This is a genomic window from Vibrio sp. K4 (genome assembly GCF_051122595.1).
Taxonomy (GTDB): Bacteria; Pseudomonadota; Gammaproteobacteria; order Enterobacterales; family Vibrionaceae; genus Vibrio; species Vibrio owensii.
In genome coordinates, this window is record NZ_CP178578.1 from 472,367 (window position 1) to 494,101 (window position 21,735).

Annotated in this window: 17 protein-coding genes and 1 pseudogene; 4 read left to right on the top strand and 14 right to left on the bottom strand. The window is 46.0% G+C overall.

Annotation, left to right across the window (positions count from 1 at the left end):
* Window positions 1-62 precede the first annotated feature (62 nt).
* Window positions 63-579: pseudogene (locus ACLIIY_RS19675) on the bottom strand (antibiotic acetyltransferase).
* Between the two features lie 92 nt (window positions 580-671).
* On the opposite strand from ACLIIY_RS19675, the gene ACLIIY_RS19680 reads away from it, so the two are divergent.
* Window positions 672-1,574: a LysR family transcriptional regulator gene (locus ACLIIY_RS19680; protein WP_434529186.1), complete on the top strand. Its 903-nt coding sequence runs from the start codon at window positions 672-674 to the stop codon at window positions 1,572-1,574.
* Between the two features lie 12 nt (window positions 1,575-1,586).
* Here the strand turns inward: ACLIIY_RS19680 and ACLIIY_RS19685 are convergent, their stop codons facing one another.
* The 4 genes from ACLIIY_RS19685 to murQ all read right to left on the bottom strand — a co-directional run bounded on the left by ACLIIY_RS19685 (window position 1,587) and on the right by murQ (window position 5,656).
* Window positions 1,587-1,835, bottom strand: a complete 249-nt coding sequence (locus tag ACLIIY_RS19685; RefSeq protein WP_020197822.1) for a hypothetical protein — start codon at window positions 1,833-1,835, stop codon at window positions 1,587-1,589.
* Between the two features lie 224 nt (window positions 1,836-2,059).
* On the bottom strand, window positions 2,060-3,118 hold the full coding sequence (locus ACLIIY_RS19690; protein ID WP_009706687.1) for a porin: 1,059 nt from the start codon (window positions 3,116-3,118) through the stop codon (window positions 2,060-2,062).
* Window positions 3,119-3,270: 152 nt separating this feature from the next.
* Window positions 3,271-4,725, bottom strand: coding sequence for a PTS N-acetylmuramic acid transporter subunit IIBC (murP, locus tag ACLIIY_RS19695; RefSeq protein ID WP_020197824.1), 1,455 nt, complete (start codon window positions 4,723-4,725; stop codon window positions 3,271-3,273).
* A 28-nt stretch (window positions 4,726-4,753) separates the two neighbouring features.
* The gene (gene murQ, locus ACLIIY_RS19700) at window positions 4,754-5,656 is read right to left on the bottom strand and encodes an N-acetylmuramic acid 6-phosphate etherase (RefSeq protein ID WP_009706685.1); all 903 of its coding nucleotides are present in this window, start codon (window positions 5,654-5,656) and stop codon (window positions 4,754-4,756) included.
* A 242-nt stretch (window positions 5,657-5,898) separates the two neighbouring features.
* Here murQ and ACLIIY_RS19705 point away from each other — a divergent pair, with 242 nt between their 5' ends.
* Window positions 5,899-6,750, top strand: a complete 852-nt coding sequence (locus tag ACLIIY_RS19705; RefSeq protein ID WP_005428937.1) for an SIS domain-containing protein — start codon at window positions 5,899-5,901, stop codon at window positions 6,748-6,750.
* Between the two features lie 20 nt (window positions 6,751-6,770).
* Here the strand turns inward: ACLIIY_RS19705 and mpaA are convergent, their stop codons facing one another.
* The gene (mpaA, locus tag ACLIIY_RS19710) at window positions 6,771-7,481 is read right to left on the bottom strand and encodes a murein tripeptide amidase MpaA (protein ID WP_434529187.1); all 711 of its coding nucleotides are present in this window, start codon (window positions 7,479-7,481) and stop codon (window positions 6,771-6,773) included.
* Between the two features lie 187 nt (window positions 7,482-7,668).
* Between mpaA and ACLIIY_RS19715 the strand changes: the two genes are divergently transcribed.
* Window positions 7,669-9,294 carry an ABC transporter substrate-binding protein gene (locus ACLIIY_RS19715; RefSeq protein ID WP_434529188.1) on the top strand — a complete coding sequence of 542 codons (1,626 nt, stop codon included), beginning with the start codon at window positions 7,669-7,671 and terminating at the stop codon, window positions 9,292-9,294.
* Between the two features lie 61 nt (window positions 9,295-9,355).
* Here ACLIIY_RS19715 and ACLIIY_RS19720 read toward each other — a convergent pair whose 3' ends face one another.
* Window positions 9,356-9,940 (bottom strand): flavodoxin family protein, encoded by a 585-nt coding sequence (locus ACLIIY_RS19720; protein WP_434529189.1) that lies wholly within the window; start codon window positions 9,938-9,940, stop codon window positions 9,356-9,358.
* Between the two features lie 669 nt (window positions 9,941-10,609).
* On the opposite strand from ACLIIY_RS19720, the gene ACLIIY_RS19725 reads away from it, so the two are divergent.
* Window positions 10,610-10,933, top strand: a complete 324-nt coding sequence (locus ACLIIY_RS19725) for a hypothetical protein (protein WP_434529190.1) — start codon at window positions 10,610-10,612, stop codon at window positions 10,931-10,933.
* Window positions 10,934-11,235: 302 nt separating this feature from the next.
* Here the strand turns inward: ACLIIY_RS19725 and ACLIIY_RS19730 are convergent, their stop codons facing one another.
* The 7 genes from ACLIIY_RS19730 to ACLIIY_RS19760 form a co-directional block, all read right to left on the bottom strand.
* Window positions 11,236-11,823, bottom strand: a complete 588-nt coding sequence (locus ACLIIY_RS19730; protein ID WP_050913808.1) for a mechanosensitive ion channel family protein — start codon at window positions 11,821-11,823, stop codon at window positions 11,236-11,238.
* A gap of 395 nt (window positions 11,824-12,218) precedes the next feature.
* Window positions 12,219-14,333: a type I secretion system permease/ATPase gene (locus ACLIIY_RS19735; protein ID WP_005435817.1), complete on the bottom strand. Its 2,115-nt coding sequence runs from the start codon at window positions 14,331-14,333 to the stop codon at window positions 12,219-12,221.
* 17 nt (window positions 14,334-14,350) lie between these two features.
* Entirely contained in the window at window positions 14,351-16,264 is a 1,914-nt protein-coding gene (locus tag ACLIIY_RS19740; RefSeq protein WP_032802817.1) for a bifunctional diguanylate cyclase/phosphodiesterase, read from the bottom strand.
* Window positions 16,265-16,269: 5 nt separating this feature from the next.
* Window positions 16,270-16,953: a transglutaminase-like cysteine peptidase gene (locus ACLIIY_RS19745; protein ID WP_020197833.1), complete on the bottom strand. Its 684-nt coding sequence runs from the start codon at window positions 16,951-16,953 to the stop codon at window positions 16,270-16,272.
* 115 nt (window positions 16,954-17,068) lie between these two features.
* Window positions 17,069-18,460, bottom strand: a complete 1,392-nt coding sequence (locus tag ACLIIY_RS19750; protein ID WP_009706675.1) for an HlyD family type I secretion periplasmic adaptor subunit — start codon at window positions 18,458-18,460, stop codon at window positions 17,069-17,071.
* Between the two features lie 111 nt (window positions 18,461-18,571).
* The gene (locus tag ACLIIY_RS19755) at window positions 18,572-19,798 is read right to left on the bottom strand and encodes a sigma-54-dependent transcriptional regulator (RefSeq protein ID WP_434529191.1); all 1,227 of its coding nucleotides are present in this window, start codon (window positions 19,796-19,798) and stop codon (window positions 18,572-18,574) included.
* On the bottom strand, window positions 19,791-21,689 hold the full coding sequence (locus ACLIIY_RS19760) for a sensor histidine kinase (protein ID WP_434529192.1): 1,899 nt from the start codon (window positions 21,687-21,689) through the stop codon (window positions 19,791-19,793). Before ACLIIY_RS19760 ends, ACLIIY_RS19755 begins: the two co-directional genes overlap by 8 nt.
* Between the last annotated feature and the right edge of the window lie 46 nt (window positions 21,690-21,735).

A 21,735-nucleotide genomic window follows, 5' to 3' on the forward strand; every position in this document is an offset into this window, starting at 1 on the left:
TTTAACTGAAAGAATGAAAAAGCCCGTGTATTGAAAGGTACACGGGCTTTTGTTTTTGAACGTTACGCAATGTGTTCTTGGTAGTAAGCACCAAGGGCACGTACATCACTGCTGCACATGAGCTTCATTGCTTGTTTAATGTGGTTAATGGGCCAATCCCACCATTTGATTTCTAACAACATAGCGACACATTCGTCGTCAAAGCGCTGGCGAACAATATGATTGTGACCGACAACAATCGAGTAGGGCGGAATATCCTTAGTGATGACTGAGCGCGCACCAATCACGGCACCATCTCCAATCTACCCGGTGGCCTTGATTGCCAGCCATCATAAAGGTCGCGCCAGAAGCGATGGAACAGAACTTGCCAATGATCAGTTTGTCCACTTCGCCATAAGCGCCATCTTGCCACTCTTGTTGGGTAACGCTGTCGCCCATCAAATAACGAACTGATTGATCTTCAAATGTTTTACCGTGATAAAACCCCGAGTAATAACTGTAATCTCCCACCTCGATATTCGGGTTGATGACATGGTCTTTGATCACTTGCCCTTTTAACCAAGTATCGAATGCGTTCATTCGTGATTCTCCGTTCAAATTTTAAGTTGTAAGCAGTGTAGAGCCTTTCTATTATTTCCAGTAGATTGTTTTTAGAGATTCATAATTACCATATGGAAATAAAGTGGCTAAGCTATGTGCCGATGTACATCGCTCTATGTGAAGAGAAGAGTATTGCTGGTGCGGCGAAAAAACTGCGTTGCTCAAACGCGCACGCGAGCCGTCAATTGAGGCAGTTAGAAGAGATTCTGTCAGCACAGTTGATTCAACGTACAACAAGGCAATTTAATCTAACTTACGATGGGCTGCGCTTTTATCAGCAAGTAAAGGGCTTGATGGAAGGGGCAGAACAGATTAATGAACAAGTGATGGAAAGTGACCGAATCACTGGGCATTTGCGCATCGCGGCATCGGCATCATTTGGTGCGGCGTTATTGAACCGAGCCTTGATCGAGTTTCGCCAGTTATATCCTGAAGTGACGTTCGAAGTGACCTTTTCTGAAACGCCTTTGGATCTTATTGAGTCTGGCTTTGATGTGGCGTTTTTCTTCACAAACAATCCACCCGAGGGCTATATTGGCCACCATCTGCGTTCTTTACACTGTAAACCGTTCGCACACAAAGCGTACTTGTCTAACAAACCAAGCATAGCTACGCCGGAAGATCTTTATCAGCTTGACCACATTGTGTATCGCAATGAAGAGTTAAACCTCGATACGTGGCACTTTCATCATAGGGAAACCAAGCAAAAAGTTTCAGTGGCTTTGCAAAGTGTACTTAGCTTTAATTTGGTTCAATCCATACTTGAAGCCACTCTTGCGGGATGTGGCGTTGCAATGTTGGATGAATTCGCATTGGAGAAACTTAGCGGTGAAGAGCGATCGCAACTCGTGCCGTTACTCCCTGAATGGCAAACTGATGCGATCCTACCGCTCTATATTCTTTATCCTAAACGTGAGCATTTACCAAAGCGAACGCAGGCGTTTATTGAGCATTTCAAACAGCAATCATTTTAAGCAGTAATCATTTTAAACTGACAGGTTGTCTTGAGCGTGCAGGTCTTTAATCTCTGCTGTTCCTTGAAAGTGTTGATTACAAGTACGGCAGTAGAATTGAGGCGTTAACTCGTGATAGTGGTTACCGGTAAAACAGCGTGATACCAACACCATTAAACGGGCTGTTTTGCCGTTGATGTTTTCAGGTTGAGTGTTGATGCGTTTCATCACGCGTTTGTGTTCAGTCGGTTTGTTGCAGTGTGAGCAGAATTTTACAGGCATAAGGCTCTCATATTGATTCAGTGATGATTAATTGATGAGAGAGTACTTTGCTTAATGATGAAAAAGTAAACATGCATGTAATGATAATTGACAGCAATGCCTATTAGGAAACTCATAGAGTGGCTAGTAACTGAAAAGAAGGAAGATTTCACTCCTCGATATTTTAAAGGCAGGAAAAATATCGAGGAGGAAATCTTAGCTAACTAAAACGAGTGTATGGACATTTACAGCTCGTAACGTAGCCCGAAGTGGTAGTAGCTTTCATCTGCATGTGCACCACCAAACGAGACTTCTTGTGCGTTGTCGTAACCGCGCGAGCCATTACGGTCAACGTAACTGGTGTAGATAGAAGAGCGAGGGGTCAGTTTGTATTGCACTTCAACGGTTGTGTCTTTTAGCTCAAGCTCGTCGCCGTCGCTGTTTTCTAGAGAGCGGTAACCAGCACGTAGCGCCCATTTGTCATTTACACTGTAAACTGCGGTCAGCTCCATGACTTTATCGGTACTGGTTTCAGAGAAGTAACCTTCTAGCTCATCTTCTGAGTAAAGCGCACCTAACATCAAATCCCCCAAGTAGTAACGCGTACCTGCACCCCAGAAGGTGTAATCGGTATCGTTATTTTCACGCGCATCGCCCTTGCTCTTTTGCATTGCAACTACAGGAGCTAGTGTGCCTAAATCGCCCATTTCTAGGGTGTAACGTAGTGCTGCGTTGTAGCCGTAGTCGAGTTCAGAGGTGCTGTTACCAATAATGTAAGCCACCGATGCATCGAAGTTACCAATGCGGTTTTGGTATTGCAGCGTACCGTCTTGACGGAAAACTTGTGTCGCGGTTTTATCCACTTTGTTTGCTTGGCGTGCCATAGATACGTCTGAAGACGCGAACACATCACCAATGTCGGTGAACATGATTAATCCTGACGCAACACGACCACCTGTGATTCGACCGTAATCTTGCGCATCAATACCCGCCCAAACGTAACGTGCTGTTAGAGAAGGCTTGTCGTTCACTTGGTTGGCGTATTCGGCTGCACCTACTTGGTATTGCGCTTGGCCAATGACAGAGGCGTGTTCGTTGATGGTTTGTGAGCCATTTAAACCAATACGGCCATCAAATTCGCCGTTGGCATCACCGTGTTCATCATTTTTATTAGTGACGTTGAAGCCAAGACGAGAGTAAATGTTCAAAACCGACCCATCTTCTGCTTGGTAAAGTTGAGCTGCCATCGCTGCGTTCGATGCCATCAGAGTAGGGAGAAGTAGAGTCAAAATGTGCTTTTTCATGTGAACGACCTTTTCGTTTCTATTGTTTTTAAGCACGACAAAGCCCCTTCCGAATAACGGAATAAAATCAATGTCGTGAGAAGTAGAGAAAGGGTGCGCCCTTGAAAGCTCAAGGACGCGAGCTAGTCCATTCCTATAGGGGTTAGAATGATTTAGCTTAAATCAACGTCTTTGCAGCCAAAGAAGTAGGTAGCTAGGAAGCCAACAATGTAAGAGATAAGTAGGCCACCGATGAACACCATCATGCCGGCAAAGATGCCGCTAGCCGAGGTCATCAAAGGGATTGCAACGATACCAGATGGGCCGAATACGGTGTTTAGACCGACAGGCAGGCCAAGGTAAGAGACCAAACCGATAAAGAAGCCACCCGCTGCGCCACCAATACAAGCGGTTACGAACGGTTTAACGCGCGGTAGTGTCACACCGTAAATCAGCGGCTCACCGATACCAAGTAGACCTGGAATGATGGCACCTTTTACTTGTGTGCGTAGTAGGGCGTCTTTCTTGGCTTTGAAGTACAGCGCCATAGAAGCACCCACTTGACCACCACCAGCCATCGCTAAGATAGGAAACAGCGAGTTAAAACCTTGTGCTTCCATCAAAGCAAAGTACACCGGCACAAACCCTTGGTGGATACCAAATACCACGGAAATTAAGAACAAACCTGCTAAAATCGCTGCGCCTAATGGGTTGTCATTCAAGTTTAGGAATAACCACGACATGCCTTTGAATAGCTCACCACCGATTGGCATGATGATCAAAAACGTTACTGCACCCATGATCAAAAGCGTGACAACTGAGGTTAAGATCATGTCCAGATCGTCAGGCATATACTGACGCACTTTTTTCTCGACCTGAGCACCAATGATCGCTGCCATCAACACGCCAATAATGTTACCGCGCGGATCAATCGCAAAACCGAAGAACTCATTCATTCCTGAATAAATGCCCGACGTTGCATCGGGGTTGTAACCCAATACAAATAGCGAAGCGAGTATGGCGCCATTGACGCCTGAGCCACCGAAAGCTTGTTGAGCGTTGTAGCCAATTAGAATGCTCAAGAAAGCGAACAGACCTTTGCCAAAGACCTTCATGTAGGCAATCAAATCCAACATAAACTGGCTTGGTGTTTGGTCGAGCACGAAGATTTGTTCCAATAACGTGGCAAAACCGAGCAGCAAACCCGCAGCAATAAAGCCGGGAATCAGCGGTGTAAAGATGGTGGCAAACTTACTCAGAAAACGCTGAACCGCACTGGTTTGCTTACTCTTCATTTGTTTTTTCTGCTCTGCAGCGACAGCAGAAAGATCCTGTTGTGGTGCGTCAGGCTCTTCACTGTCACCAGAGATTAAGCTGTCGATCAACTTATTCATCATATCGGCAGCTTGCTGAGCTTTACCGGGACCAAGAATGATCTGGAATTGCTCGTCGCTTTCTACCACACCCATTACGCCGGGAATTTGTTTAATGACGGATTGGTCCGCCAAGCTGTTATTCGCGAGAGATAAACGCAAACGCGTCATACAGTTACCGCACTTACTTACGTTGTTACTGCCACCCACTGCGGCGAGCAATTGCGATACTGTGTTAGAGGTAATTTTGGCCATAGGGACTATCCTTCAGGACTAGGGCTATTTAGTTATTATTTAGTGCTGCACGAATAAAACCGTTGTGCTCGGCGAGGCGAGACTTGGCTTGCTCAGCATCCAAATCAGCCAGAATCATTAAAATTGCGGTTTTACAGTGACGTTCACACGCTTCAAGCGCTTTTTCTGCTTGTTCTTTTGTTGCGCCCGTTGCTTCAATCACAATGTTAGTTTGACGCTGAATCAGTTTGGCGTTTGTGGCTTCTACATCCACCATTAAATTGCCAAACACTTTACCGCTGCGAATCATTGCGCCAGAAGTCAGCATGTTCAGCACCAGTTTTTGCGCTGTACCTGCTTTCATGCGTGAAGAGCCGGTGACGACTTCTGCGCCCACTACCGGAAGAATGGCGATGTCCGCCGCTTCTGCCATTGCGCATTCTGGGTTACAAGCGATTGATGCCGTTGTTGCTCCGACAGATTTTGCGTACTCCAAACCACCTAAAACATAAGGCGTACGGCCACTGGCAGCGATGCCAACCACAACATCATGCTGAGTCAGATTCAGAGCTTTTAAATCGTCTTGGCCCATTTGAGCGTTGTCTTCTGCGTTTTCTACCGCTTTCAAAATCGCTTGATGACCACCAGCAATTAAACCTATAACCATATCTGGGTGTGTGCCATAAGTTGGAGGACATTCACTCGCATCAAGAATACCAAGGCGGCCAGATGTACCTGCGCCCATGTAAATCAAACGGCCACCATTGGCGAACGCTGCAGTAATGGCATCGACGGTTTGCGCGATTTGTGGCAATACGGCTTGCACCGCTAAAGCGACTTTCTGATCCTCTTGGTTAATGACTTGCAGCATCTCGATGGTAGAAAGCGTATCGATCTCTGCGCTCGCTGGATTACGGCTTTCTGTCACCAATCGGCTTAAATCAATTTTCATGTTTTGTACTCTTTGTAAATGTTCAATCTGAGGGCGATTCTATGGAATAAAATATTCAGGTTTGGTGATAAAAATCACACTTGAGGTTATTCTTTGTTCAGTGAAAATTTGGAATAATGACCGAGAATACTGATGAGATAACCTACGTAGAAACAAGGGTTGTTAAGTTAATCAGGCAGTTAAACAAAAGTGTGATTATTTCTGTTTTGGAATAATTTATTTAAAGTTTTTGGAATTTTGTCGTGTCCGTTATCAATAAAATCGTCGCAAGACGTACTCAACTCTCTCAAAGTGGTCGTTTGGTTGGCGATTGGATTGTCGAAAATGCAGAAAAAGCCGCCCAATTGACCAGTCAAGAACTTGCTGCGCAAGTACAAGTGAGCCAATCGAGCATCGTCAAATTCACTCAGAGAATTGGCTATAAAGGCTATAGCGAGTTCAAGTTGGCGTTGAACGAAGAGATTGGCCGTAAGCAAGCGATGCAATCCACCCCGCTACACAGTGACATTCTGGCGGATGACCCGATTGCGGTGATTTCGCAAAAACTGGTTAAAGCGAAAACCGACGCTATGTTCCAAACGACCAATGCGCTCTCTTATGAGGCGTGTCATCAAGCGGTGAAGTGGTTGAGTGAAGCGCGCCGTGTGCAAGTGGTGGGCATTGGCGGCTCTGCACTTACGGCAAAAGATTTGAGCTTTAAACTGCTTAAGCTTGGGATTACCGCGCTATCAGAGCAAGACAGTCACGTACAAATTGCGGTTGCGCGTACGCTCTCTTCACAAGATGTGCAGATCGCGATTTCTTTTTCAGGAGAACGAAAAGAGATTCTTGTAGCTGCAGAAGCGGCGAAAGAGCAGGGAGCAAAGGTGATTGCTTTGTCTGCGCCGGGGAGAAGTCGCTTGAGAGACATTGCCGACATCACGTTTGATACCATCGCCAATGAAACAGAGCATCGCAGCTCTTCCATTGCGTCGCGTACGGCACAAAACGTGATTACGGATCTGCTGTTTATTATTTTGGTGCAGCAAAGAGACGAAAGCGCGCGTCAGTTGATCAGTGATATCAGTACCGATATCAAGCAGATCCTTACTTGATCGCTTCGTATAGCTAGAAATTAAAGATCTGGATCGTGCTGCAACAAAGCAATAAACGCATCGAGATGCTTTTCGATCGTGAGATCCGCCGAGATCGGTGGCAATTCTACCGTAATACAAGGTAGTTGGTGTTCATTACACCAAGTTCCGAAAGACCCTGGTGTTTCGTAATCAACATCGTCAACGATAGGTAGATTGAATTGCTTGCCGAGCCATTTGGCCAAATCAGAATGAGCAGGGTCGTCGACAAACGCTAATGGCTCATGAAACGAGACCACAAATTTTGGTTTGCGGAGTTCAATCAAACTAATTAGTGCGTCAACTTCTGGCTCTAGCTGTTCTTTGCTACCCGTTTTTACTTTCACGTCTCGAACCGGTGTATGTGAGCTCCAGCGATAGACTGTGCCGTGCTCTGTCCAATTCTTCGTAGGAAACGCACGGTTTAGATCGACTTGATTGGCGTTGGCTCGTGTCCCCAGTTGATTTGCGTCTGGGTTCATCGATAAAATCACATCGTGCTTCAGACACTCCGCTGGCAAGCTTCTTAACGCGCACGATAATCCGGCGATTGAAGCTGTCTCGTCACCGTGTGTCCCCGCGAGAATAAGGCCTCGCGAGTTACTTTCTACTTGTGCTGGGAAGTACAACAACGGCGCGCCCAGTACCGATTTTCCATATGATGTTGGCGTAATTAAAAATGCCGCTCTTTCCGTTCTTGGAATTAGACTCACCGTAATCTCCTGATTGTTCGAGTAGTATCTATTCATCACTCAAGCTATATATAACTCATGTTACAGCCGTTGAACTTAGCATCTTGAGATTACTCGGATATAAACTGAACACTTAAAGTTCGTCAATGCTTGTATGATGAATTGTGGTACTTGCTTCAAAAGACGTGTTAGGAGAACGAAAAACGATATGGATTTTAAAAAGCATTCAACAGCGTTGCTGGTTTCCTCTTTATTGACCCCATTTTTATCCGCTTCAGCTTTAGCTGATTCTTTACCTGATGGTGTGCAACTCGCACCGGAACAACATTTAGTACGAGCAAACGATGCAGAAGCGGCGACGCTAGACCCTGCAAAAGCCGAAGGCTTACCAGAGATGCACGTAATTCGTGATTTGTTTGAGGGATTAGTCATTCAAGACCGCGATGGCAATATCGTTCCTGGTGTTGCGGAATCTTGGCAAACCGAAGACAACCAAACCTTTGTGTTCCAGCTGCGTAAAGACGCAAAATGGTCGAACGGCGATCCTGTGACAGCGGATGATTTTGTCTATTCACTGCGTCGTGCGGTGGATCCGAAAACCGCTTCTCCCAATGTTTGGTATCTCAAACTCACTAAGATCAAAAACATCGCCGACGTAGCAGAAGGTAAAAAGCCACTGGATGATCTTGGTATCACCGCCGTCGATAAACATACTCTGCGCTTCGAACTTGATAGTAAGGTGCCGTACTTTGTCGCAATGACAGGCCACACTTCGATGATGCCGGTACACAAAGCAACGGTTGAGAACAGCGAAAAACCGTGGAGTGACCCACAGCAGTTTGTTGGCAACGGTGCATTTGTTCTGGATAAATGGGTGGTGAATGAACGCATTGAACTTAAAAAGAACCCAAACTACTGGGATAGCGCGGATACTCATCTCACAGAAGTGACATACATTCCGTTTGAGAACCAAAATGCATCGATCAATCGCTATGCGGTAGGCGAAGTGGACATCACCTCAGATGTACCAACTCACATGGCGCAAAAGCTGAAGAAGGATTACGAGCAAGCGTATACGGCGGTTCCGCTACTTTGTACTTACTATTATGCGTTTAACACCACGCGTCCTCCTTTCGATGATGTACGAGTTCGAAAAGCCGTGTCTTATTCGATGATGCGTGATGTGATCACGAATGGTGTCACGCAAGTGGGTAACCTGCCTGCTTATACGTTCGCACACCAATACACCGCCGGCTTTGATGCGACTCAGCCTGAATACAGCACATGGACGCAGAAACAGCGTGATGAAAAGGCGCGTGAACTGCTGAAAGAAGCAGGATACGGTGATGGTAAACCTCTGGATTTCAAATTGCTGTACAACACCAGTGAATCGAACAAGGCGATTGCAGTGGCGATTGCTTCTATGTTGAAGAACAACTTGGGCGCGAAAGTCGAATTAGAAAACCAAGAGTGGAAGTCTTATCTCGTTGCTCGCAAGCAAGGCGATTTCGATGTGATGCGCGCTTCGTGGTGCGGAGATTACAACGAAGCTTCGACCTTCTTAAGTCTACTGCTCTCTGGTTCGTCAGGTAACTTCGCGCGTTACAGCAGTGAAGCCTACGACAAGGCGATGAACAGTGCATTGGCCGCAACCGATGAGAAAGCGCGTCAAGGTTTCTATGACCAAGCCGAGCAATTGTTGGCGGCAGATATGCCAATCGCACCGATTTACTACTACATGCAAGCGCGTTTGGTTCGTCCTACGGTTGGCGGTTTTGCCAAGAATAACGTAGAGGGCCGTATCTACTCGAAAGACCTTTACATCAAGAAGTAGCGCTCAAAACAAGCGATAAATACGAAGCCCCGTAGATGTGTCTTACGGGGCTTCTTTATTACTAGCGAGTGGAGAGCTTATTCACGAGCATAGCGACTCGTTTGCCAAGATACTCCGCCGTTGCAACATCTGAGGCATGCAACTGACAATCTTCACCGCCTTGAGCAACAATGCCACCTTGTACGCCATATCGGTTCAGATTTTGCTCGCCAGAATTGCTGATCTTATCCAATCCGACCCACATCATGCCATGCTGACTAGCGAGCGTTTGTAGATACTGCAACGTCATTGACTGATCGCCATTCATTGCCCCACCACTGGTAAAGCCAGCCGCGATTTTACCCGCCCATTTTTGGTAATACCAAGATTCACTGCTTGCATCTGCAAATGCTTTAAACTGCGCTGCTACGCCACCCATATAGGTCGGTGAGCCAAAGATAATCGCATCGCACTCAGCAAGTTCATCCATTAGGCTAGGGTTCACAAAACGCCCTTCAATAATCTCACTGCCTTCAATACGGTGAGAGAAAATTTCAAATTCACCTTGTTGCTCAATGTCTTGTTGTTCAACGCCAGCGGCAATCGCGCGAGCTAGCTGGCCTGTAACGTCGGTTTTAGAGAAATAAATAATCGCAATTTTGGACACAATGGTTCCTTTTTCATTGTTGATTTTGAATCGTGCGGATAAGGCTAAAACCTCAAGTTTGGTTGAGGTCAAGAGATGGTTTGAAATGAGTGAACTAAATGTTTGCTGATTGATTTAAGAGCAATGTAGTTGTTTTTGGAGAGGGCTATTGGCTGAGGAACAAGTCGGTGGTAGATACGTCCAAAAAAACGACCGTATATTAGGTATTTAATTCCAGTAAGCACTTTGTTCTTATGAGAGAATATTCAAGTGATTGCGGGCAGTTTGTTTGTTAAGGGAGTCTGGGTTGATTTACTTATTTTATATATTGGTCTGTGCTTTAGTACTTACTTTCTTTAGCTTAATCTGGAGCGGTGTTAAGTTTTGGAATCTGTACCATGAGACTAGGCCGAGCCTTATGGAAAAAAAGAAGCTATATCTTGTTGTTAGCTTAGCTTCACTTATCGTTGGGTATTTGTTGTTGGAAGCTTTGCCATGGTTGCTCGATTACTCCTGCAGTAATAACTTAGAGGATTTTATGTCTATCTGTACTAAGCGTTAACTCGGTATGTTGGTTGGACTGTGTTAAGAGGAACCAAAATTAAACTGGATCCTAAAGACAGATGACTTTGAGGCACAAACAAAAAGCCGATGTAGAAAACTCTCTTGGAAACGATGATAAAGGTACCGATGTTAATGATGACTAATAGGCGAAAAAATAGATTTAAGTATATAAACTCAGACCTTATTCAAGGCGGTAAAAGTACATCCCATCGTTTTTTAAGGCGGGGGATTATTATCATTATGGTAGGAGGCGTTTCTACAGCCTCTTCTATGGTATTTGCACACTTTATAGGTGGGATATTTGATGTGAATATGGATGTTCATCCAGAGAGCTTAAAAGATAAAGCGCATGTACTGCTTTTGGTTTCAATCAGTCTTATCTTTTATTTCTTTTCTGCCCTTCTCTCGCTAAATATTAGTGGGTGGCTCATGATGAAGCTAAAGATATAAGCCTAACTAAAACTATGTCCTTGTATTTGAAGGAAGACGGAACTAGTGACGATTTTTTTCTTTGCTTGTAGCATTTCTATTTTTTGTATGTATTTAAGGTTCTCCAAGAAGAAGCTTCCTCTGGTTAAAGTGGCGCTATTGGTTTCGGCGATGTGTCATGTTTTTATCATGAAAGAATACGGTGGTGACCTTCAGTTTATACGTTTTGTTTCTTCACTGTTTTTCGCGATTAACTTTGGGTTATTTGTGACCACCAAGTGATATGAAAAAGCCGATGTAGATACATCGGCTTTTTTAGTGGGTTATTTCTTTCTGCGGGTATAAATGCGTGAGGCGGTTTTTGGCTCCTCAGGCTTGGCTTTTTCTTTTGCCAGTTTTAAGACCGCTTTTTGTAGCATCAAGTTGTTCGGGTAAGTGATTAGGTTGCCGTTGTCGTGCTTGATCAGCACATGGAACATGCGGATTTCCTGAATCTCACCGCTGATGTCTTCGTCTTTATCCACTACTTTAATTCGGTCACCGACGCGGTATGGGAAGACAAAGAAGATCAGAAAGCTTGCTGTGATGTTACTTAGAATCGACCACTGTGCGATGAAAGCCACCCCCAATACCGCAAAGATAGACGATAGGAAGAGTGACACATCGCCATAACCAATGCCGGTTACGATGGCGAAAAGCGAAGCAAACAAAAACAAGAACGCGACGTTGAAGCAGCGCTGAATAAAGCTCAAGCGCGCTTTGTTTACGCCTTTAGCTTCTGCCAAATTTAGGATCGCACGGTTGGCGATTTTCTTTAGCAAGCGATAAGCGATCAGAATGATGACGCCCATCAACACTTTATAACCGATAGAGCCAGCCGTGAAATACTGACTGATTTGCTCTAAATGCATCCAATGATTCATTTCTTCAACTCGAGAATATTAAGAAGGCGCGTGTTATAGCCGATTTTTGCTCGCAAGTAATTAACTATTTTAGATGCAGAGGAATATTCGTGTTGAACAAATTTTGACCGACGTCTCAGTTCCGAATTGAGAAGAGATGAACTCTGATATCTGGTGCGTTGGCTGCTGCTAATCTAGAAACGTAACTTACGAGCGTTATGGAAAATGGTAGGGATTCGATGGAAGAAGATGAAAGGGCAATTATGGGATTGGTGGTTATTGTCGGCTTTGTGTTGCTTTGGATATTCCTCGAAGAGTTTGGCTACTTTGGATTACTGGCCATCAATAAATAAGCCCCGCGAAACGCAGTGTTCAACGGGGCTTTGATTTTCTGTTTGTGCGGTTTAGCTCACGGCGCGAACTTTACCTTGCTTCAAGTCATTCAGCACTTGCGATTTCGGACCATCAGCAATCACGCTGCCTTTTTCCATCACAATCACACGATCAACAATGTCGAGCATTGAGGTTTTATGCGTAATCAAAATCAGCGTTTCGCTTGGCTTTAATTGCGCTAATTGATGCTTGATGTGCATCTCTGAACGGTTATCCATTGCACTGGTTGGTTCATCCATTAAGAGCACTGGAGGGCGACCCAAGAACGCTCGTGCAATGGTCACAGCTTGACGTTGACCACCAGACAACATGCCGCCACCTTCGCCCACTTGGCGCTCTAGACCCGCAGGATCCGACTGAGTAAAGGCGGTGACACCTGCACGGTTGGCGGCGTCTAACACGTCGCGATCATCGGTGAGCGGACGACCTAGGGTGATATTGTCGCGAATCGAGCCGAAGAACAGATTCGAATCTTGCGGTACACAGCCTATATTGCGTCGTACGTCCACGTGGTGAAGCTGTTCGATGTCCGTGTCATCAATACGCACGTGACCCTCTGTCGGCTTGTACAGGCCCATTATCAGGCGTTCTAGCGTGGTTTTACCCGAACCAATACGACCGATGATTGCGACTTTTTCACCTGGGTTAATCGTTAGGCTTAAATCACGAATCGATGCCACTGGCGCATCTGGGTAATGGAAGGTCACACGGTCAATCTCAATCTTACCTTGCACAATAGGACGGTGAATGTAGCGTTTTCCTTCTTCTTGCTCGTCTGGCATTTCCATCACTTGGTTAATGATGGTCATTGAAGACTTAGCTTGGTTGTAGCGTGTCGACAACAATGAAAGCTGAACCATAGGGCCAATAGCACGGCCACTTAACATGGTTGCTGCAATCAAGCCACCCATCGTCAAATCACCATTTGAGATGAGATACACACCCAGAATGATCATGCCGACGTTACTACTTTGCTGAACAAAGCCCGCTGCGTTTTGAATGCTATCGGTGATACGACGGCTCTTGATATTCCAGTTCGCCATGTGCGCCACTGCCTCTTCCCAACGGTATTGGAATTGGCTCTGCGCACTAAGCATTTTCACCGTTTCTAAGCCAGATAAGCTCTCAATCAAGTTGGCGTACTTTTGTGAAGCAAGGCGAGAACCTTCTTCTATCGAGCGACGTAGTGGACCTTGAATCAGTGCCGAGTGAATCATCAGAATCACCACTCCAATCATTGGCACGTAAACCAGGTCGCCCGCCATTAGCCAGATAATGACTAGGAACAAAATCGCGAAAGGTAAGTCGATTAGCGCACTCACGGTTGCAGAAGTGAAGAACTCACGAATCGATTCGAACTCTTGCAAGTGGCGAGCAAACGCACCCACCGAAGGTGGTTTGGACTCCATTCGGATGCCCATGACTTTGCTGAACAGCTTTGAGGAAATCAAGATGTCGGATTTCTTACCCGCAACATCAATAAAGTAGTTACGCAGTGATTTGAGCAAGAAATCAAATAAGAACACCACGAAGATACCGCTTGCCAACACCCATAGCGTTTCAAACGCGAGGTTGGGTACTACTTTGTCGTACACCAAGCGAGTGAACATTGGTGCAGCAATAGCGAAGATATTGATGAGGATAGAAGCGATAAGCACATCGCGATAGATGCGTTTCGATTGCCACAAGGTTGACCAAAACCAGTGACCTTCTTTGGTTTTGAGCACTTCGGGAGAGCGCTCGTCATAACGGAATTGCTTTTTAACTAAAAAATAGCGACCAGTGTACTGCTCAAGTAGGTCTTCTAAAGGAATGGAGATAGGCACCATTCCGCTTTCTAGGGTGGTGATTTCTGCTTCTTTTTTCTCAACGTTAATGCTGTTGAGAACGCAAGAATCGCCACCTTTTAGAAGTAAGATAGCCGGCAGAATCAGACTCGAGATCTGGTCTAACTCTGCACGGTTTTCCTTGGCAACCAATCCGGCCCTTTCCGCCGCTCTTGGTAGCAGAAACGGGGTAAGCTTGCCATCAGAGAGCGGAAGGCCGTTGATCAGCGCTTCCGGTGAGTTGGCTAGCCCGTAGTATCGGCTAACGTAAATGAGCGAGTTCAGTAAAGGGTCTTTCATCCTTGGTATACCTTTTCTTATTCCTTGTCGACGATGAAGCCTTGGAAGACTTCAACAAAGTGCTCGGTGAGGAAATCCAACTGAATCTGTGTTTCAACACGCGATGCAATCGTCGTAATACCCAAGTTGTGAGCGGTACGAGAGATTGAGGTCAGAGTGAATTTCTGTTTCTCATCGTGCAAGTTGTGCGTAAATAGGTAATCCAACTTCACGTAATTCGGGCGGAATTCCTGAATGTACTCAAGTGACTGGAAGTTACGGCCGTAGTTATCAACACCGAATTCCGCACCCGCTTGACGAATCGCGTTACACAACAGCGCAGTGTGATGCGGGTGGTCAATGAAACACGCTTCTGGAAGCTCGAAGTGCAGCATTGGGGCAACTTTCGAATGCTTCTCTAGCATGCTGGTCGTCCAACGAATAAACGATGGTTGAGACAAGCTGCTTTGCGCAATGTTGATTGCCACTGGCTCTTTTAGCTCGCCGCTTTCTAGCATCTTGATCATCGACTCAATAACGTATTGGTCGAAGATGTTAGTTGCGTCTAGCTGCTCAAGAGCAAACAGGTATTGGTTCGCACGGTAGGTCTCGCCATCTTTTTCGATGCTTGAGAACACCTCGTTGTGGAACACTTTACCCCAAGTATTCTTCGCAGACTGGAAGCGGAATTTAATCCAATCGCTGTGAATCGCTTCTTCAACCAGCGCTTTCCATTGCTGTTTACCCATAAGGTTAGAAGTGTTTTCACCACCCACAAAGCCGTACGCTTTGTCTGGTTGGGCTTTTGCTTTTGATAGCGCGTTATCCACCATCGATAGCACTTCTGTACGTGTTTTCTGATCTTTACTGTGCGCGACACCCAGTGATGCTTTTGGCTTAGCAAGGCCAGTTGGGTCGGTATTCAAACCGTTTACACAGTTGACGATGCTGTCTGCCAGAATGCGCAGTTCGCTTTCATCCATGTGCGGGAATAGAAGACCAAATTCGTCGCTTGATAGACGAGCAATGGTTGCTCCCGGAACATCGATGGTGTTTTTCAAACGTTGAGACAACTCTTTCACGTGGGCATCAGCGCGTTGGTAGTCTTTTGTCTCGTAGATATCACCAATGTATTCAGCATGGAGTAGCGCGATACCCCCTTGCGTTTGTTCTGCCAGCCATTGGTCAACTTGGTTGATGTAGAACGAGCGGTTACCTAGCTTGGAGATTGGATCTAGGTAAGCTTGAGCACGCAGACGCTGCGCCTCTTTTGCCTGTTCTTTAAATGACAGTTCGATTTGTGCCGACATCGAGTTAATGCCGTCAACAACTGCGATCAAGTCTTTCGTTTTAGGACGAGCCAGTGGGTCACCAAACTGGTTGTTGGCAATCTCGTGCATTTTCTTCACGATGGCCGCTAAAGGTTTGAGTGAGCGACGTAGGATGTAAGAAATCGCCACTAGACCCGCTAGGAAGATAACGCCAAATGCCGATAGCAGGCGAATAAAGCCTTGCCACAGTTGCTCGTAGGCTGCGCCTGGGTGGCTGATGATTTCCACCTCTGCAAGTTGCATCCAGCCACTGGTTACCACGCGTTTGTCGTGAATTGCCTTGAATAGATTCAAGTCGATAAACCACTGCGGAACGCTACTTGGCTTGACTGGGTACGAGCGTACGATTTGGTAATCCGAATCTAACGCGGTGAGACGTACGACAGAATAAGTACTGCCATCGAACAACGCATTAATCACAGATTCAACCGCGACCTTATCTTTGTCTTTCAGATAAGGTGCTAGCGCCAAACCAACGGTATTAATGGTGTTGTTGACCTCTGAACGTTGCTGCTGCTCTAAGCTGTCTCGAGTAGTGTTGAACTGGATTACGAATACTGATGCCATCAAGAGTATAAAGACCGTAACCATTCCCACTACAAGCTTCTTATATAGGGTCATGTTTTTCACTCGTCATAGTTAATTTTAGGTTTTTTTAACTGCAACTTACGTTCGCGCGAGCGTAAGTCATTCCAAAGGCTCAAACGTGAGGCTTTTCCTGCTAGCTCTCCAACGCCAGCAGAAGACTTCATAAGCCATAGGTTTGAACCGTTAAAACTGTATATCGGTAGCAAATCGCTACGTCTGGAGGCTCGAACAATCTCTGGGTTGAGGTTGTCGAGGATGAGAGGCTCCGAACTTGGGGTTGGGTAGTAGGCGAGTACCATGTGAAACTGATTCAGTTCGATGGCTTTAACGTAGATCAAACGCATCTTTGAATCCGGTATACCGAGCTCAAGTAGGGAAAAGTATTTGGCGATGGTAAAGTCTTCACAGTCGCCGGCATTACTACCCAAGAACTCGAGTGGTGTCGCCCAGTAGTCTTTTTTACCCCACAGGTCTATATCGTCAACGAAGTAAAGTTGATTGAAAAAGTCGTTAACGCCTGCAAGCTTCTCATGAGTCTCCAATGTTTTGAAAAAGTCGATGTTGTCTCGCCAAGTTTTCACGCGCATCCCAGCGCGCTCACCATAGACTGAAGTGACCGTATCGACCCATCGTTGTTCTTTGCTGTTTAACGCGCCGATTTGGAACGAAAGACAACCGATGCTGATTAATAATGTAACTTTACGCTTCAATCTGGGTGGCATATTCGACTCACATCACAAGTGTACTCTTCCAACGGGCTCGTCAGTGAGAAATAAGTGCTTTCTATTTAACCACTTATCAACGCTAAACGACACATCGGGCATACCTTGCTGACACTTACTCCTTCAGTGCGTTGGTTTTGGCACTCAAAATTGGCTTGAGTAAGTATTCCAAAACGGTTCGCTTCCCTGTGATGATATCGACTGATGCCGTCATACCCGGGATGATTGGCAAGTCTGCATCTTGTCCAAAATTGGTTTTATCGGTGCGTACGCGAACAATGTAGAAGCTGTTGCCTTCTTCATCTTGCGTAGTATCGGCACTGATGTGTTCCAATTCCCCTTCAAGTCCGCCGTACTTAGTAAAGTCGTACGCGGTAAATTTCACGATAGCGTGAAGATCTGGACGCAGGAAGGCGATGTCCTTCGGTGCGATCTTCGCTTCAACTAATAAGGTGTCTTCGGTCGGAACGATTTCGACAATGTCCATACCGGGTTGGATAACGCCACCTACCGTGTTGACGTTCAATGTTTTGATGGTGCCTGTTACCGGAGATACGACAACAGTACGATTTACACGGTCTTCTAGGCCAACCGCCGACTCGACTAACGAAGACAGTTGGTCTTGAGTACTATTCAGTTTCTCTTGCTGCTCAGAGCGGAATTTCAACGCAACATCAATACGGTTAAGCATAGATTCGCGAATGGCGGATTTGAGCACAGGAATCTTCAGTTCGCTAGAAGTCATTTCGCGGCGGGTATCGTTAACTTGGCGTTGAAGTTTCAACAGTTCGATACGAGGTACCACGCCTTCATCTGCGAGCGGTTTGGTGATATCCAGCTCTTTCTTCGCGTAACGGTAGCTCTGGCGCAGGTTGCTTACACGCGCTTGGATTTCTACCAAATCTTGTTGTTTCTGTTTTACCTGTTGGTCGATAACCGAAATTTGGCTACGCAAATTGTCCAAGTCTTCACGGTATTCCGCTTTTTGACGTTGGGTTAGGCGAGGTTGGTTTTCTTCTAGGGTTGGTGGGAAAGTCAGCTTGCCGTAATCCAGCACCACGTTTTGTTCCCAGTTGCTGTTATCAAACTCGCGGTTAACTTCCACACTGCTGATCGAGGCGGAAAGTTGTAATACAGAAGCGGTTAAGTTCGCTACTTGTTGTTCACGTTCACGGAAGTCAGAGCGAAAGCGTGTGTCATCAATCAGCAATAGTTGCTGACCTTTTTCAACTTGTTGACCTTCTTTAACTAAGATCTCTTTGACCAAGCCACCTTCAAGGTTTTGTACCACTTGGATTTGAGAAGATGGAATGACTTTGCCTTGGCCGACGGTGACTTTGTCGATTTGCGCCCAAGACGCCCAACCAATGGCTGCAACAAAAAACAGCACCATGACCCACAGCATTAAGCGGGCGCTACTTGGCGTGTTTAGGAGCAATGCGGCGGTCTTGTCATCGACAAAGTCCAACTCATCGTTGCTAAGTTTGTTGTAGTTGTCTCGGCTCATCACATTCCTTGTTTATAAAGACGGTTTATCTTTTTGATCTTATTATTATTAGCCAACCATGTCAGCATGCTCGGCGAATAAAAATGTGTGAAAGGGGTAAGTGTCCCTTATTTACTGTGCCTTGAACTTTGTTTTGTCCAACTGATGTTTTTTTAGTTTGTCGTACAAGGTTTTGCGCGACACTTGTAATTCTAGTTGAACCTCTTTGAGTCTGCCTCTATGTCGTTGCAAGGCGTCAAACAACAAGCAATATTCAAAGTGTTCTGTGCGTTGAGTCATACTTTGGATTTCGATGCTCTTTTCATTGTTCCAATCTTCCATACGAAACGCATCGGGCTTTAATGCTCTCAATTCCGCAAACTGTCGTAGCTGTTTGATATTCTCTGGCCAATCGAGTTCCGTGACCATTCTTACCTCATCAAGGCTTATCTGTGGTGGTTGCAGTTGGTAACGGCTGGCGGAGTGGCGCACAAAGTGTTTGTATAAGGGACCGATATCTTCTCGGCGTTCATTCAAATTTGGCATGCGAATCAGCATCACCCGTTCTTCTATCCCTTTATCGACGCTATTGGCCGCGCCAAATACACGTTGTAACTTGGTATGCTGAAATAAGCATTGCCATTGCTTCGTCGAGATGTGCTCTGCGCAGTGTAAGTACAAACTACATTGGCTTTTGCCGTCTGTAAGATGATGTATGGCTTTGTCCAAGGCATCGAGTGAGAGTTCATATAAGTCTTCACCGGACGCGACAATCAGCTCACTTTCTGCTGTGGCATGAATGTCGTGAGCGAACTGAGCAGCTAGCCTTCGCCCTGTGCCATCTTCACCAACAAAAATCAGCGGCTGGTGGAGTGGGGCGCTGATTAAAGCTCGGCGAATATCGACCATGGCTTGGCTGTGACCAATCATTTTCGGTCCAACATGGGTTTGCATGTCGAGTTCTTTCTTTAGCCAGACGTTTTCTTGCAGCAAGGTCAGCTTGTCACCTGCGTTATTGAGGGACTTGAGTAGTTGTTCTGTCGAAAACGGCTTTTCAAGAAAGTCATACGCACCACTCTTCATCGCCTCAACTGCCGTCTTCACATCGCCATGGCCGGTTAATACAATAAATTGAAAGTGACTATTTTTGCCAAGCAGGGTGCGCATGAACTCCAAACCGTTCATCACGGGCATGTGAATATCAGTAATGATCAGTGCTGGCGAGTTTGGGTCAATCACACGCAAGGCTTCGACTGCATTGGGAAAGCAAGTCACGTCGATGCCCTCAATCAACAAGGCTTGAGTCACTGCATCACGGATGTGCGGTTCATCATCGACAAAGAAAACAGGACTATGCATGTGAATTTTCCTCTGTGCTATGAGATGGCACTAAAGGCACGCTAACGACAAAAGTCATGCCGCCAGATGGTTGAGAGTGCGTATCCATGGAATGGTTAGCGCTATGATTGTAAGCACTGAGTGAGCCTTGGTAGCTTTCCAAAATCCGTTTTGAAATGGTCAAACCTAATCCGAGTCCTTCCGGTTTTGTGGTGAAAAATGGGTCAAATATTCTTGCTAATGCTTGTTCTGACATACCTGGTCCATTGTCGGATACTAAAATATCGCAGTTGGTTTCGTCGCATTGCACGGCAATTGAAATTTGTGGATCGATACAATGCCCTTCCATTGCTTGAGCAGCGTTGTGGAAGAGGTTGATCAGCACTTGTTCAAGCTCCACGCTGTGAATCGCTAATCTCACGTTGTACTCGATGGTTGGCACTTTCAGTGTCACGCCTTGCTTGATGAGTTTGCTGCTTAGAATTCTCGTCGCGTTGTGCACGGCATCGTGTAAGACAGCCACTTCGTTGTGTGGGTTGTCGTCCGTTTTGCGTGTAAACACCTTTAAGCGTGCAATCACTTCGGCAATGGTGTCATTAAGAGAGAGCATTTTATCTAAGTTGTCTGTTACCATCGGGTAGCGCTCCATCACCATCAAGCGTTGAGAGTTTTCGGTGTAAGTGCGTAGCGCTGCAAGCGGTTGGTTGATTTCGTGATTGATGCTAGCGGATAGCTCACCAAGCAGTGCGAGTTTGGCCGCTTGAGTCAGTTCTTGTTGAGTCTGTTTGAGCTCTTGTTGGCTCTGCTCATATTGATGCACGGTTTGCTGTAATTTGTGGTTGGCTTGGCTGAGGACTAAGGTTCTCTCTGTCACCTTTTCTTCCAAATTGGCATTCACATTCGCGAGGCGTGCCTTGTTGACCAGCATTTGAAACCACGCCAAGGCAATTAAACCCACGAGCGCATAGAGCAACAGGTAAACCACATCCGCCTGCAATACCGCGGTAAGTACTTCTTGTTGGCTAATTAGTGCGACGACACGAAAGCCTTTGTCGAATAAGTTGGTCGCGTAAGCCAGATAGTTAGGGGAAACCAGTAGCTGATTGTTCTCAAACTGTGTTGCGCCACTTTGTCCGGTCAACTCGCCTCGGTATTGCGGTAGGGTATCGCCATATTGTTGAGTTTGATTGAGTTCTTTTTTCGCAGCTTCGGATAACGGGAAAAGTGCACGATAACGCCAATCGGGTAAGTTACTCATGAAGACGACATCGTGCACACCTGTAACCAGCAAGCCGCCATCGTCTTGTGCCAATCTTTGTTCTAACTGCTCTAGGTTCACTTTAACGGTAATCACGCCTGCGACTTCGCCTTCAACCCAAAGAGGGGACGAGAAGAAATAGCCGCGCTTATTTGAGCGTACGCCCAGTGCAACATACTGAGCTTTCTCTCCATTTAAGGCGTGCTGAAAGTAAGGACGAAAGGCAAAGTTAGAGCCCACAAAGCTGTCGTCTTGCTGGTAGTTACTCGATGCGATAACTAAGCCAGTGTTGTCGTGCACATAAATGGTGTCAGCAAGGCTCTGCGTTAGCCATTCGGAAAGCAATTTATTGAGGGACTCAGAACGCTTGCCCACTTTAACGGCTTCAAGCAATCTTGGGTCATGACTGAGTAGATTAGGAATTTGCTCAAACTTAGCCAACTCATAGTCGATCTCTTGTGCTACCTGAGAGGCTTGCTGTTTGAGATCCGATTGCCATTGCTGATGTTGGTACTTTGTCGCGTAATGATGAGTTAAAACAAGCCCGACCATACCGATGGCAAACAGTATCAATAGAAAATGGCGCAGGGCTTTAGGGTTCAGTAAGTTCACGATTGGCTCACCAGTTTTTAACGCCATGTTATCAAAAGGCATTTAACGATGTTGTGAGCCGCCGCGACAACGAGAAATCGATCTGCTT